Source organism: Sporanaerobacter sp. PP17-6a, assembly GCF_900095615.1.
Lineage (GTDB): Bacteria > Bacillota > Clostridia > Tissierellales > Acidilutibacteraceae > Acidilutibacter > Acidilutibacter cellobiosedens.
In genome coordinates, this window is record NZ_FMIF01000030.1 from 1 (window position 1) to 14,147 (window position 14,147).

General features: G+C 34.0%; 13 protein-coding genes. 2 read left to right on the forward strand and 11 right to left on the reverse strand.

Features of this window, described 5'->3' with window-relative positions; genetic code table 11:
- Positions 1-173: 173 nt before the first annotated feature.
- Positions 174-884 carry a nitroreductase family protein gene (locus tag PP176A_RS12135; RefSeq protein WP_071140751.1) on the reverse strand — a complete coding sequence of 237 codons (711 nt, stop codon included), beginning with the start codon at positions 882-884 and terminating at the stop codon, positions 174-176.
- Between the two features lie 207 nt (positions 885-1,091).
- On the opposite strand from PP176A_RS12135, the gene vanW reads away from it, so the two are divergent.
- Both vanW and vanG read left to right on the forward strand, forming a co-directional pair.
- Positions 1,092-1,919 carry a glycopeptide resistance accessory protein VanW gene (gene vanW, locus PP176A_RS12140; protein ID WP_071140752.1) on the forward strand — a complete coding sequence of 276 codons (828 nt, stop codon included), beginning with the start codon at positions 1,092-1,094 and terminating at the stop codon, positions 1,917-1,919.
- Between the two features lie 6 nt (positions 1,920-1,925).
- Complete coding sequence (gene vanG, locus PP176A_RS12145) at positions 1,926-2,981, forward strand: D-alanine--D-serine ligase VanG (RefSeq protein ID WP_071140753.1); 1,056 nt, start codon at positions 1,926-1,928, stop codon at positions 2,979-2,981.
- 27 nt (positions 2,982-3,008) lie between these two features.
- Here the strand turns inward: vanG and PP176A_RS12150 are convergent, their stop codons facing one another.
- From PP176A_RS12150 to PP176A_RS12195, 10 genes are all read right to left on the reverse strand, one after another.
- Positions 3,009-3,530 carry a DUF6512 family protein gene (locus PP176A_RS12150; protein ID WP_071140754.1) on the reverse strand — a complete coding sequence of 174 codons (522 nt, stop codon included), beginning with the start codon at positions 3,528-3,530 and terminating at the stop codon, positions 3,009-3,011.
- Between the two features lie 424 nt (positions 3,531-3,954).
- Positions 3,955-4,377 carry a Fe-S cluster assembly sulfur transfer protein SufU gene (gene sufU, locus PP176A_RS12155; RefSeq protein WP_071140755.1) on the reverse strand — a complete coding sequence of 141 codons (423 nt, stop codon included), beginning with the start codon at positions 4,375-4,377 and terminating at the stop codon, positions 3,955-3,957.
- Entirely contained in the window at positions 4,367-5,617 is a 1,251-nt protein-coding gene (locus PP176A_RS12160) for a cysteine desulfurase (RefSeq protein WP_071140756.1), read from the reverse strand. The genes sufU and PP176A_RS12160 overlap by 11 nt, the downstream gene beginning before the upstream one ends.
- Positions 5,610-6,719, reverse strand: a complete 1,110-nt coding sequence (sufD, locus tag PP176A_RS12165; RefSeq protein WP_071140757.1) for a Fe-S cluster assembly protein SufD — start codon at positions 6,717-6,719, stop codon at positions 5,610-5,612. Before sufD ends, PP176A_RS12160 begins: the two co-directional genes overlap by 8 nt.
- A 12-nt stretch (positions 6,720-6,731) precedes the next feature.
- Positions 6,732-8,141, reverse strand: a complete 1,410-nt coding sequence (gene sufB / locus PP176A_RS12170; protein ID WP_071140758.1) for a Fe-S cluster assembly protein SufB — start codon at positions 8,139-8,141, stop codon at positions 6,732-6,734.
- Between the two features lie 16 nt (positions 8,142-8,157).
- Entirely contained in the window at positions 8,158-8,913 is a 756-nt protein-coding gene (gene sufC / locus PP176A_RS12175; protein WP_071140759.1) for a Fe-S cluster assembly ATPase SufC, read from the reverse strand.
- Positions 8,914-9,146: 233 nt separating this feature from the next.
- Positions 9,147-9,461 (reverse strand): hypothetical protein, encoded by a 315-nt coding sequence (locus tag PP176A_RS12180; protein WP_071140760.1) that lies wholly within the window; start codon positions 9,459-9,461, stop codon positions 9,147-9,149.
- 65 nt (positions 9,462-9,526) lie between these two features.
- Positions 9,527-11,257 (reverse strand): ABC transporter ATP-binding protein, encoded by a 1,731-nt coding sequence (locus PP176A_RS12185; RefSeq protein WP_071140761.1) that lies wholly within the window; start codon positions 11,255-11,257, stop codon positions 9,527-9,529.
- Positions 11,258-11,408: 151 nt separating this feature from the next.
- Positions 11,409-12,713: a metallopeptidase TldD-related protein gene (locus tag PP176A_RS12190; RefSeq protein WP_071140762.1), complete on the reverse strand. Its 1,305-nt coding sequence runs from the start codon at positions 12,711-12,713 to the stop codon at positions 11,409-11,411.
- Positions 12,713-14,143, reverse strand: coding sequence for a TldD/PmbA family protein (locus PP176A_RS12195; RefSeq protein ID WP_071140763.1), 1,431 nt, complete (start codon positions 14,141-14,143; stop codon positions 12,713-12,715). The genes PP176A_RS12190 and PP176A_RS12195 overlap by 1 nt, the downstream gene beginning before the upstream one ends.
- Positions 14,144-14,147 lie beyond the last annotated feature (4 nt).

Consider the following 14,147-nt stretch of genomic DNA (forward strand, 5'->3'; position numbering starts at 1 on the left):
AATCAAACAAAAAGAACCGTCCCCCTATCTTTCCATGCAAGACAAATGAAACGTCCGAGACCAGTGAAAAAGTCTGATTTTTTAATTTTTTATATCTACAAATCCGCATTTTTGCTGGAGTAATTTTTAAAAATAACAACTTTATCACTGGTCTCGAAACGTACCCCTGTCTTTTAAAAATTCTTCAGATATTCAGCCACGGACCGATTCATCTCCAAAGCAAAATCAGACATATATTTACGATTGCAGAGGTCTTTAATAATTTCATTACTTCCTTGTTTCTTGTACATATCAAGAAGTTCTTGCGATTTCATTTCTCTATAACAATTTTCATGAAGAATGTGGCTTCGATCAAAACGAGGCGGTTTTTTCCTGCTGAGCTGTTGTTCAGTAGGATAACCGTAAACAACTAAGGCTATGGGTACCGTATAAGCCGGCAATTTAAGAAGTTCTCTTATCTGTTCGCAATTTTCAAGAATATCACCTATATAGCAGGAACCCAAACCTAGCGAATGGGCAGCCACAACGGTATTTTGAGCAGCAATCAATGCGTCTGCGCAAGCAAGGAAAAGATCCCCCGCCGACGGTTTTCTTGGAGAGGCATCGGCTGCAATATATGTTTTGTACCATCTTTCACAATCGGCCAAGAAAACAAGCATAAGGGGTGCTTTAGCGATAAAAGGCTGGTTATCGCAAAGTATTGATAATCTGTCTTTAATCTTTGGATCCGTCACGTCAATTATGGTGTAAAACATCATATTGCCGGCAGTGGGAGCTTCAAAAGCCGCCCCAATCACTTCATCCTTAACCGTAGCAGGAATATCCTTCTCCTCAAATATACGTACGGATTTTCTTTCTTTAAGCTGTTTTAAAACTTCATTCATATTCCATACCTCCAATGTACTTAATAATATATTTAAATAATAACATATGAAAACTATAATTGGTAAAATTTTTAAATTAAAATACAAAAAATTAAGAAAAACTTAAGATATTAATAAGTATTTCTTTAAACACCGCTTATTTAGTTCTGTTATATTAAAAATACCAAACAAATGAGCTTTAACATTTTAACAAAGGAGATCAGCAAGATGAAAAGAAGAAGAATAACGGAAATATTTCCGTTTTTATTACCCCTCCGAAGGGCACAGCGAAGGTTCTGTTTTTACATCAAAATGTTTTTCGACAAAAATCATTATGTAAAAACAAAAAATGAAGAACCTCTTCCTTTTTCAATATATGAATCTAAGTCCACCCTTCTAAATGAAAAAACGGGATTCGATATGAAATATCAGGAAAATAAGGTATTCAACCTTCATTTAGCCGCAGAGACTGTCAATAAAATATTGATCAGGCCCGAAGAAACTTTTTCATTTTGGCAGCTTGTAAGATACGCTGAAAAATACGAAAAATATAAGGACGGTCTATGCGTTATAAATGACAATCTTGTCACAGTCCCAGGGGGAGGACTATGTCAGCTTAGCAATATGCTGTTTTGGCTATTTCTTCATACCCCTCTCACAATTATAGAACGCCATCCTCACAAAATAATGACCTTCCCATATCCGGACCCTGATGAGCCAGAGGGTATAGATGCTACGGTAAGTGAAGGCTGGCTGGATTTAAAAGTAAAAAATGAAACCAATATCACATTTCAAATTTTAATATCCTTTGATGATTCATATATCTACGGCCGTATTTTGACTGACATGGATACTGACTATAAGTATGAAATCACCAATCGAGACAAAATATTTTATAAAGAACATGATAAGATTTATGAACAGGTTTCAATATATCAGCAAAAAATTGATAAAAACACGAATGAGATTATAGCGGAATCCAAGCTATATACAAACCTATGCGAAATAGGTTATTCATTACCGAAAGATATCGAAATTATTAACAAAGGAGAATAAGATAATATGAAAAAGAAAAAAGTTTTAGTTTTATTTGGCGGATGTTCTTCAGAATATGATATTTCTCTGCAATCCGCCTATTCTGTTGTCACCAATTTAAATCCAAAAAATTATGAAATAATCCTGATCGGAATCACCCGAGACGGAAATTGGATGAGATACTATGGTCCTTATGAACAAATCGCAGATGATACATGGCTAAACAACGGTCCTTGCGTTCCGGCCATTATTTCACCCAGCCGTGATATTCACGGAATAATTGAATTCCATGGAAACACTATAAAAAATACTAAAATTGATGTGGTATTTCCGGTACTTCATGGGAAAAACGGAGAAGACGGGACAGTACAGGGATTACTTGAACTGGCTTATATTCCTTTTGTGGGATGTAATACTTTGAGTTCTGCTCTATGCATGGATAAAGATATGGCCCACAAAATTGTTGAATCGGCCGGAGTAAAAACCCCTTCTTCCGTAGCAATACAATACGAAATATCAGAAGAGGAAATAATAGACAAAACAAAATTTCTAAACTATCCTTTATTTGTTAAGCCAGCAAAGGCCGGTTCTTCTCTCGGTATCACCAAAATTCTCGGTGAGGATGAGCTCCTCAACGCAATTGCCGCTGCTTTTCAATATGATAACAAAGTAGTTATCGAAGAAGCCATTGAAGGCTCTGAAGTAGGTTGTGCTATTCTCGGCACCAATAATCTGACCGTCGGTGAAGTAGATGAAATAAAACTGTCACAAACCAAAGGTTTTTTCGATTATACCGAAAAATATGCCGGTAAAACATATAAAATTCATATGCCTGCCCCCATTGATAAAGATATCTCCATGGCTATTAAGCAAACTGCCGTTGCCATCTATCGCGCTCTCGGATGTTCCGGCCTTGCAAGAGTCGATATGTTTCTGACCCCAAACAAGGAAATTATCTTCAATGAGGTCAATACCATTCCGGGCTTTACTATCCGCAGCAGATATCCCAATATGCTGAAAGGCATCGGAATGACTTTTGAACAGATTTTAGATTCTCTGATAGAACTTGCAATAAATGTATAAAATGGCGGAAATCTTTTGATAATCTGATCAAAATGTAACAGAATCCATAAACAAAGGAATATGTAACGGATAAAAAGTAAAATATATAAAAAGTATCCCTATTATAATCATAGCCAACAGTCCCACAAAATTTAATTTGCCGGATACATCTTTTTTCATGATACTTAAGCTAATTATTCCTCCAAGAAATACCCCTGTACCATAGAAAATTATATCCGCCCATAATTGAGAACTGCCGAATGCTGTGATAAAAATATAATGTCCTAATCCGAAAATTAAATCCAATATGAGTATCTCAGCAAATTTCCCAATAAAAAATCCATTAGTTTCTTTTTTTATACAGTGGTATTCAATTAATGAAAATAATACAACGCTCCAATAACTTATTTTTAAATATTCCCAAAGGCTTTTATTAATAGGGCTTATAATTCCGACTATCCAACAATTTCCCGACAATTCAAAAGCAAAATAAAGGAGAAAACCCAAAATAATAGTCCATATGATTCCCCATGATTCCCATTTTTTAATCTTTCTTGTATTTTTAAACATCTTCTCGGGATACTCCCTTCCCTCCTCAAAAATTATTTTAATATTAACTTTTGTTTAATAATAGTGGAATTCCATCTAAAAATTTTTATTACCTAACTCTATAATACAACATCCCTATAATAATTACAAAAACATAAATTATACATCAAATCATATAATTTATGTATATTAATTCAGCTCCTATATATCATCCTATGTTAAATGAGTAACATATAAAAAACATAATTAACCCTGTACTTAGGTAAACTATATCATCATATACAAGATATTATTTTACATCATGGACAATACAAAATAAATATTTATGTATTTTTAACAAGCATATTATAACATTATAACTTTAATTCTATAATTATACTTAAAAATAATTCTTAAAAGTAACGTAATAATTAAATAATCCTTGATATCTTGAAGGTATCAAGGATTATTTAATAGACTCTTTCAAAGTATGCCATGAAAGAACAGCACATTTAACTCTTGCAGGCATATTTGAAATATTTTTAAATGCAATTGCATCTTCCAATTTTTCTAATTCTTTTTCATCTGTTATTTCCTTTTTTATCATCTTTATAAACATATCCGCTAACTTTGATGCTTCTTCTTTGGTTTTACCCTTTATAGTATCTATCATTATAGATGTTGAAGCTTGAGATATGGCACATCCGTGACCTGTAAAGGAAGCATCCTCTATTATGTCTCCGTTAAACTTCAATTCCAAAGATATCTCATCTCCGCAACTGGGATTATGTCCTAATTCCACGTGGTCAGGATGATCTAAATGTTTTTTGTTGGGACTATGCTGGTTGTGCTCTATTATGAGTTCCGTATATATGTCATTAAGACTCATATCCAAGCCATCTCCTTACGTCTTTGATACTCCTGATAAATATATCCACATCTTCCTTTGTATTATAGAAATAAAAGCTTATTCTGCAAGTAGCATTAAGATTTAAATAGGTCATTAAAGGCTGGGCACAATGATGTCCTGACCTTAAAGCCACTCCATAATTGCTGTCTACTATAGTTGCCACATCATGAGGATGTACATCCTTAATATTAAATGAGATTACTCCTGCTCTATCCTTCATATTTAAAGGGCCATATACAGTTACATATGGAATCTTCCCCATTTCATCCAGGGCATATTCGGTCAACTGATTTTCAACTTCCCTTATAAAATCAAAGCCTAAATTCTCTATATAATCTATTGCTGCAGAAAGCCCTGCGACTCCCTCTACATATTGAGTACCTGCTTCAAATTTAAAGGGAAGTTCTGCAAAAGTAGCATCCTGCTCCGATACATATTCTATCATATCTCCTCCCAATAAGAAAGGGGGCATCTTTTCCAAAATATTTTCTTTTCCGTACAACACCCCTATGCCCATGGGAGATAACATTTTATGACCTGAAAAAACCATGAAATCCGCATCAAGTTTCTGTACATCTTCAGCCATATGAGGAACACTTTGAGCAGCATCTACCACTACTATTGCACCTTTTTTATGCGCATAATCAATGATTTTTTCTATTGGATATACTACTCCTAAAGTATTTGTAACATGAGCTATAGATACTAACTTGGTTTTTTCCGTAATCTTTGATCTTATTTCCTCATCCGTTAGTCTGCCTTCGTCATCTATATACATATACTTCAATACAGCACCCTTTGTCTTTGCCACTCTTTGCCATGGTATTAAATTACTGTGATGTTCCGATATGGGTATCACTATTTCATCATCTTTATTAATAAAATTCATTCCGTAGGAATTAGCAATTAAATTAAGGGCTTCAGTAGAATTTTTAGTAAAGATTATTTCCTTGGTACTTTTAGCATTAATGAACTTTCTTACTTTTTCTCTTCCGTCTTCATATACCTTTGTCGCTCTTATACTTAAAGCATGGGCACCTCTGTGAGGATTGGCATTAGAAGTATCATAATAATTTTCAACTGCTTTTATAACGCTCTCCGGCCTCTGAGTGGTAGCGGCATTATCCAAATAGACAATCTTTTTCCCATTTATCTTTTGAGAAAAAACTTTAAAATCCTTTCTAATTTTTTCTATCTGTGCATCATCTATTCTATTCATTGGTTAATCTCCTTTGAATTTCATCAAGAATCTTTTCTCTCAAATCATCTTCTACGATTTCATCAATTATAGGTCTGAAAGAAGCCTCTATTATAAGTTTTCTTGCATCCTTTTCATTAAATCCTCTACTCATAATATAAAACAATTTGTTTTCATCTATTCTTCCCGCACTGGCAGCATGAGCCCCGTCGACATCGTCCTCTTGGCACAGTAACAGAGGCGCAGCATCTGCTTTAACTGTCGGATCCAATAATATAGCATATTCCTCTTCCGCTCCCTTTGATTTCGAAGCTCCCTTTTTAAAATCTATTGTAGCTTTAAATGTTTTCTTGGCCCTGTCCTTTAAAACTCCTCTTGTTTCTATATTGCTTCGGCTTCTTCTTCCTCTCTGGTTCATCAAATAATTTATATCTTTTATTTCATCACCTCGCCCCAAATATATGGATTTTATTTGGGACTTGGATTCGGTACCGTTTAAATTATTTACATAATTAGTAATACTTGCTTTTCCTCCTATTTCCACAGAAATATAATTTACCTCTCCGTTATATCCTATGATCGACATATTAGAATCAAAATGGTTGGACTCTTCATTCATATTTTGAACCTTTATTATATTGATTTTAGCTCCATCCTTAGCATAAATTCTTGTGATACCATTATGGAAAGCTCTAACGTTCTTTTCTGTGTTATACTCCATGATTACCGTTATCTCACTGTCTTCTTCTCCGATTATTATATTATTATCAATCAAATTAGGATTTTTATTATCCATCATATGGTAAATTTTAATAGGATCTTTCAGCACTTCTCCTTTAGGCGCATGAATTAAAAGAGAACTGTTATAATGTTTCTTTGCAAAATTAACCAAATCCTCAGATACTCCGTAATCCTTTCCTTCATCTTTCAAAGGACAGAAAGATTCCATATTCTTTATTTCGGTTTTTATCTCTATATTTCCATGGGAAGTTGATTTCAAATAAGGATATTCATATTCCTTTATTTCGGGAATGATTAAATTATCCAAATATAATTCATTGACCTTCACCCATCTCCATGTTATAGACGGAAGTCTATTTACAGCATTTATATATTCAGCCATGAGTTCATCCTCCTATCCTATTGTTCCTTCTAATTCCAGCTTAATCAGATTATTCATCTCAACCGCATATTCCAGCGGAAGTTCTTTTGAAATCGGCTCCACGAATCCTCTTACTATCATCGCTCTTGCTTCTTCCTCGCTTAATCCCCTGCTCATAAGGTAAAAAATCGATTCATCGCTTATTCTTCCTATCTTTGCCTCATGACCTAAATCCACCTCATCATTTAATATATCCATAACAGGTATGGTATCGGATCTTGATATATTATCCAGCATCAAGGACTCACAAGACACCGTGGATTTGGAATGATGGGCCTCCTTATTTATCTTAATTACATCTCTATATATGGCTACTCCTCCACTCTTGGAAATAGATTTGGAGTTAACATTGGAATAAGTATGAGGAGCCGCATGAACGACTTTACATCCTGTATCAAGGTACTGACCCTTTCCGGCAAAAGTAATTCCTGTAAACTCACATTTTGCTCCTTCTCCTTTTAATACACTCATTGGATAAAGCATAGATACTTTCGAACCAAAAGAACCGGTAACCCATTCTATAGTTCCGTTTTTCTCAACTAAAGCACGCTTAGTATTTAAATTATACATATTCTTAGACCAATTTTCTATGGTACTGTACCTTAAAGTAGCTCCCTCTCCTATGAACAGCTCCACACAGCCGGCGTGAAGATTATTTACATTATATTTAGGTGCGGAACATCCTTCTATAAAATGAACCCGTGCACCTTTCTCCACTATTATCAGAGTATGTTCAAACTGTCCTATTCCCGGTGCATTCATCCTGAAATAAGATTGAAGAGGAATATCAACCTGTACTCCTTCTGGAACATATACGAAAGAACCTCCCGACCATACTGCCCCGTGAAGAGCGACAAATTTATGATCAGTCGGCGGAACACATTTCATGAAATGTGCCTTGACTATATCTTCATAATCTCTGACTGCAGTTTCCATATCAGTATATATTACTCCTTGTTTTACCAGCTCTTCTTTTATATTATGGTACACCACTTCAGAATCGTATTGAGCTCCCACTCCGGCAAGAGACTCCTTTTCCGCTTCAGGTATTCCAAGTAAATCAAAAGTACGTTTTATATCTTTCGGCACCTGATCCCAACTGCTTTTCATATCCGTATCAGGCCTTATATAAGTAACTATATTATCCATATCAAGGTCACTTAAATCCGGTCCCCAAGGAGGCAATTCCATATTGTTATATATCTCAAGAGATTTAAGTCTAAAATCTGTCATCCATTTAGGTTCATTCTTTTCTTTTGAAATCTCCCGCACAATTTTTTCCGTCAACCCGTTCTCTACCTTGTAACTGTACCTAACCTTATTTTTTATATCATAAATACCTCTGTCTATATCATCCACATATGTTTTCTTTTTAGTCTCCATCTATACAAACACCACCTCAAAGTTGATAAACTTCTTCTTTATATTTTTCATATCCGTTATTTTCGATATCCTTTGCAATACTCATATCTCCTGTTTTAATTATCTTTCCGTCTATCAAAACATGTACGTAATCCGGATGAAGATATTGCAGTATTTTATTATGATGAGTTATTATAATTATGGATTTTTCCCCATCGGCTAAAAGTTTAACTCCCTCCGATACTACCTTTACCGCATCTACATCAAGACCAGAATCTGTCTCATCAAGGATGGAAAGCTTCGGTTCAAGTATAGCCATTTGAAGAATCTCATTTTTCTTCTTTTCCCCTCCGGAAAATCCTACGTTTAAATATCTCCTAGCATAAGATTTATCAATATCCAAAAGTCTCATGCTTTCCTCCAGCCTTTTTCTAAAGGTCAGTATTTTTAAAGGTTCTCCCGTTAAGGCCATTTTTGCAGTTCTTAAAAAACTCTCTACAGTAACGCCGGCTACTTCCTCGGGATATTGAAATGACAAGAACATTCCTCTTTTTGCCCTTTCGTCTGTCTTTAAATCATTTATCCTTTCTCCTTCAAAATAAATATCTCCTTTAGAAATTTTATATTTAGGATGGTTCATTAAAGTATTGGCAAGAGTGGATTTTCCTCCACCGTTAGGTCCCATTATTACATGAACTTCCCCTTTATTAATATCTAAATTAATCCCTTTAAGTATTTCCTTGCCATCAACTTCTACATGAAGATCTTTTATATTCAATAGTTTTTCCACTATTTTCTCATCTCCTTATATATATTATATCACCTTTTAACATCTATATCATACTATTTTAGTAGGAATTAGTCAACAAATAATCTCAATTTAGATAAAATCATCCCTATATATTTTATACCATCCCTATTATATTTACACTTATTTATTACAATTAAATCAAAATTAAATATAAATAAAAGACAAAAAATAATAAATAGGCAGCAAAGGGAAAACGCCCTGCTGCCTATTTATTACTATCCATATATATACCTTCTTCTGAGCAATTCCGAAATAAGTATTATTGAAATAATGTCTCTTGCTAATCTTCCTCTTCCATAATAAGGTCTCTGAATTCTATATCTTGAAGATCTTATTTTTCGTTCACCTGGATCTTCCTGCATTTCAGGACATTCCTGTATCATTTCTCTATATACTTCTTCTACCATATTATTCAATTGCTCATCTGTCAACTCTGTATCCGCTGAAATTATAGATAAGTTTTTGTTGATAACATCAATTACTTTGGGATATATCCTATAGTAAAGTTCCGGATATAATAGATTATCCATAAAACCCCCCCTTCCACATAATTCATTAACATTATATGTGGAAATAAGTTTTTTTGGAACTTGTACTATTCGGTCATTAAGTCTTTGAATTGAGATTTATACAATTCGGAGTATACTCCTCCTCTATCCAAAAGCTCCTGATGTCTGCCCCTCTCAATAATTCCCTGATTAGTTAAAACTACAATTTCATCTGCATTTTTTATAGTGGAAAGCCTATGAGCTATTATTAAGGTTGTTCTCCCATAAGACAATTTTTTCAGAGATTCTTGTATTGCAATTTCTGTTGCATTGTCTAAAGAGGAAGTAGCCTCATCCAATATCAATATAGGCGGATTTTTTAGGAATACTCTGGCTATGGATATTCTTTGTTTTTGACCACCGGACAATTTAATGCCCTTCTCTCCTATGTAGGTATCATAGTCTTCTGGTAAACTCATAATATAATCATGAATACTTGCATTTCGGGCAGCTTCAATTATTTCCTCTTCCGTTGCTTGAGGATTTCCATAAAGTATATTATCTTTTATAGTTCCTGTGAAAAGAAATACATCTTGCTGAACAAGTCCTATATTTTGTCTTAAAGATTTAAGTTTTATATTCTTTATATCTATATCATCTATTGTTATTTCTCCGCTATTGGTTTCATAAAACCTGGGTATAAGATGACATAAAGTTGTTTTTCCTGCCCCGGAAGGTCCTACAATAGCTATTGTTTCCCCCGGTTCTATTGTCAGATTTATATTGGAAAGAACGGTATTTTCTCCGTTTGTATAACTAAAAGATACGTTATTGAATCTAATTTTTCCCTTTACATTTTTTAAATCAACAGCTCCCTCTCTATCTACTATATCCGGTTTTATATCCATTATTTCCATAAATCTTTTAAACCCTGTCATTCCATCTTCGTATTGCTGAGTAAATTCAGTAAGCCTACGTATAGGCTGAAGAAAAAATCCTATAAATAAAATATATGCCACTAAATCTCCGATATTGATAATTCCTTTGTACACAAATATTCCGCCTAAACTTAGGGCCACAAGATTTAAAATATTCGAAACAAATATAATCCCTGATGAAAAATCTGCCATATATTTAAATGCAGATTCTCTTGAAATCTTAAACTTTTTGTTGCCTCCGTTAAACTTTTCCATTTCATACTGTTCGTTGGTAAAAGATTTAGCAACTCTGATTCCGGAAATGCTGTTTTCCAGCTGAGAATTTACATTGGCAATAGTCATTTTTACATCTTTAAAAGCATTTTCTAATTTTACTCTTTTCTTTATCGCAAACAATATCATAAACGGAACAAAGGCAAATATGACTAAAGTCAGCCTCCACTCAATTCCAAATAAGATAATAAAAGATCCTACTATCATTATAAAAGAAATAAATATATCTTCCGGACCGTGATGAGCCAATTCGGAAATCTCTCTCAAATCATTTATCATTCTTGACATAATATGTCCCGTTTTATTATTATCAAAATAGCTAAAAGATAAAGTTTGCAAATGAGCAAATAAATCCCTTCTCATATCATACTCTATTCTTACACCTACAACATGTCCCCAGTAAGTAACCACATAATTGCATATATATCTTAAAATATATAAAAGGAACAATACAATTGACCATTTGTATAGCAAATGCATCTTCCCGTTAGGAATAATATCGTTGATAAAGTTTCTTGAAACTATGGGGAAAACCAAGTCCAATGCAGAAATAATAAAGGCACATAACATATCTATAAAGAATAGCTTTCTATGAGGCTTATAATAAGAAATAAACTTTTTTATCAATCTAGCAATCACCTCTTCCCTGAATTCAATAAGACACTTTAATATTTAGCCACACGAATATTATATAATTAGTCAAAGTTTTTTTCAACATTGAAAATGAAAAAGAAAACAGCTTCTTTTTCGTATAATCAGAAGCTGCCTTCCTAATATCCTATTTTATTCCCAAAACATTTATGCCATGAATTTGAATGGCCTTAGGTCCCGAAAAATTGTTTTCCTTTTCTATTTCTTTAGACAAAGTTAAATTCTTTTCGACCTCTATAATATTACCGGAAATTGAGCCTCCCGTTACAGGAACAGTATTTTCCCCATCAAAATAAAATCCGAGTCTTATTTCTCCCCCAAAATCTCCTGTCAATCCGTCCATTTGGAAATCAGAAAAACTTATAAGCTCCAAATAGGGCTCTTTTTTCATTTCATCAACAGATTTACTTCCGCCGGCAAAGAATACATTCCCGATATTACCTGTAGGTTCGGCATTAAGATAATAAGAGTGTCTGACATCTCCCCAATATCTTAAAAGCACTCCGTCTTTTATTATATCAATCTTCTCTAACTTAAATCCATCTTCATCGTAGGGAGTACTTTCTGTAGAATTTTCCATAAACGGATTCAATGACATATTAATTAAATCTCCCTTTACTTCATTGCCTTGAACTTTACTTCCCTTTTTAAATGTTGATATACCATCGTATACTCCCTTGGCATTTGATTTCGAATAATAATATCCCAAAAATTCTTTAACCGATTTTCCTGTAAGTAAAATATTTTCTTTATTTAAACTGGGTGTAGGTAAAGCTTTTGCTCTGTCTTCAGATAAAAGCAACTGTTTTCTGATTTCCTCTCTAATCATTTTATCATCATAATCCGCGAATCTGATACTATTGTATAACTCTATTTCACCCTTATCCCCTTCCCAGCTTGTTACCACTTGAACCATACCTTTATATTGGCTGAATGAAACATCAAGACCTTTAGAATTTAAAATTCTCGTACATATCCTGTCTAAAAATAATTCCGAAGAATTTATAAAACCTTTTTCATATATATTTTCCTTATATAATGAATAAGACAATTTTTCTATCCAATCCGAAATATTCCCCTCACAGAAATTACTTTTTGTTTTTGAAAATTTCTCCGCATTTCCTTCTGGTATGGGATAATATTCATTTTTAACAAAACCTGCGGAAAAAGAAGCATCATCTATACAGCTTTTTATTTCTTCCATGCTCATTGTAGGATGGATATTGATTATGGAAGAACCCCTGTATTTTTTGTTATCTTCTTCAAAATCCCTATATAGAGTCACTTTATAATGAAGTACATCTTTCCCTCTGTTCATTTGAATTTTGTCCTTTATAAAAAATACTTCCTTGGAAGAAATTTTATTTTCGACGATCTTCCATTCATTTATTTCTTTTGAACCTTCTAATATCCTCTTTATATTATCTATCATTATCCTAACCTCACTTTTGCTTTAATATATGGACCTCCGTCAGAAACTTTAACAAATTCCCTATATCCTTTGCCGCACATTCCTGTTCCGGAAAGTTCCACCTTATCGGACACCATTGAAATGGACTGAAGCAAATCGGGTACATATCCTGTAAGCACTATTGGAGAAACAATCTTTCCCGTAAATTTCCCATTCCTTATTTCTCTTCCGATAAGAACCATACATTGTATACCCCAATTTTTAGGATCTTCCATGCCGCTCATTCCCACATCTATAAGATATCCATAATCAATAGATGATACCATATCCTCAAGTTTAGAACTTCCCTTCTCAAAAAACGTATTAGTCATTCGGGCATATGCTTTTCTCTCAAAGGACTCTCTTTTGCCGTTTCCCGTAGGCTTAGTGCCCAATTTCAATGCTGAAAGCAAATCGGATATCCCCGTCTTTAATATTCCCTTGTCGATTATTGTTGTATCGCTTCCTATTACTCCTTCGTCATCAAATAAATAAGATGAAACCTCTACCGCACTTGCCGCTCCGTCGTGCATAGTAACTAATTCGGAGGCTACTGGTTTTTTGAGATATTCCACAGCCTTAGCCCTGTTCTTTACAAACATGTCCATTTCAACCCCGTGACCAAAAGCTTCATGAGCTATCAACCCCGAAATCTCAGGAGTACATATTACATCATACTCTCCGGGACGTACCTTGTCGCTATTTAAAAGCTCAATTGTTTCATCAATCAAACTTTTGACCCCTTCATTCATTTCGTTAAGGATTTCCACTCCTTTAAGTCCTGAATATCCTTTGTAGTCAAATTTAGTATTTCCATTTCTTCTTACAATGGCTACAAGTTGTCCGTTAGTCCATATATAAGACTGAACCAGCTTTTTATTGCGGGATAAAAATATTTTTGAAACATGAACTTCTTCATAGCTGACCCTGCAGTCCACCAATTCATCAGAATATTTAAACCCTTCATCCTTTATTCTCTGCAGTCTTTCCACTTTTTCTCTTGAACTCATTTTTTCCGGTAAAATTTCAACTTCTCCCAAAAAACTCTTTTCCGCATTTTCTTCCTGTATTAAGGGATACTCCATAAACTCCAAAGAAGAAGATTTCAGCTTATTCAAATCTTCCTTAGAAATTCCCCTTATTTTCTCAACTATTGGCGATAAATCTTCCGGCAATTCATTAAACGAGTATTCGGAATAGTTGATTCCATTAAATACCCTTATTACAAATCCTCTTTCTGTCCACATGGAATCCCCTATATCTACCCCTGTTTTCTTTACGGAATATGTCTTTCCCTTTACATCTGTCCCAAGAATAGATACATATTTGTAATCCTTCAAAAGCATATCCAACAATTCTTCTAACTTAGTCTTCTTATCTGTTAAAAATTCAGACATTTTAACTTTTTCCATGTTA

Excerpts from the sequence above, each read along its gene's own strand:
- PP176A_RS12135 (WP_071140751.1), bottom strand. The coding sequence starts at position 884 with ATGAATGAAGTTTTAAAACAGCTTAAAGAAAGAAAATCCGTACGTATA.
- vanW (WP_071140752.1), top strand. The coding sequence starts at position 1,092 with ATGAAAAGAAGAAGAATAACGGAAATATTTCCGTTTTTATTACCCCTC.
- vanG (WP_071140753.1), top strand. The coding sequence starts at position 1,926 with ATGAAAAAGAAAAAAGTTTTAGTTTTATTTGGCGGATGTTCTTCAGAA.
- sufD (WP_071140757.1), bottom strand. The coding sequence starts at position 6,719 with ATGGCTGAATATATAAATGCTGTAAATAGACTTCCGTCTATAACATGG.
- sufU (WP_071140755.1), bottom strand. The coding sequence starts at position 4,377 with ATGAGTCTTAATGACATATATACGGAACTCATAATAGAGCACAACCAG.
- PP176A_RS12160 (WP_071140756.1), bottom strand. The coding sequence starts at position 5,617 with ATGAATAGAATAGATGATGCACAGATAGAAAAAATTAGAAAGGATTTT.
- sufB (WP_071140758.1), bottom strand. The coding sequence starts at position 8,141 with ATGGAGACTAAAAAGAAAACATATGTGGATGATATAGACAGAGGTATT.
- PP176A_RS12150 (WP_071140754.1), bottom strand. The coding sequence starts at position 3,530 with ATGTTTAAAAATACAAGAAAGATTAAAAAATGGGAATCATGGGGAATC.
- PP176A_RS12180 (WP_071140760.1), bottom strand. The coding sequence starts at position 9,461 with ATGGATAATCTATTATATCCGGAACTTTACTATAGGATATATCCCAAA.
- PP176A_RS12190 (WP_071140762.1), bottom strand. The coding sequence starts at position 12,713 with ATGATAGATAATATAAAGAGGATATTAGAAGGTTCAAAAGAAATAAAT.
- PP176A_RS12195 (WP_071140763.1), bottom strand. The coding sequence starts at position 14,143 with ATGGAAAAAGTTAAAATGTCTGAATTTTTAACAGATAAGAAGACTAAG.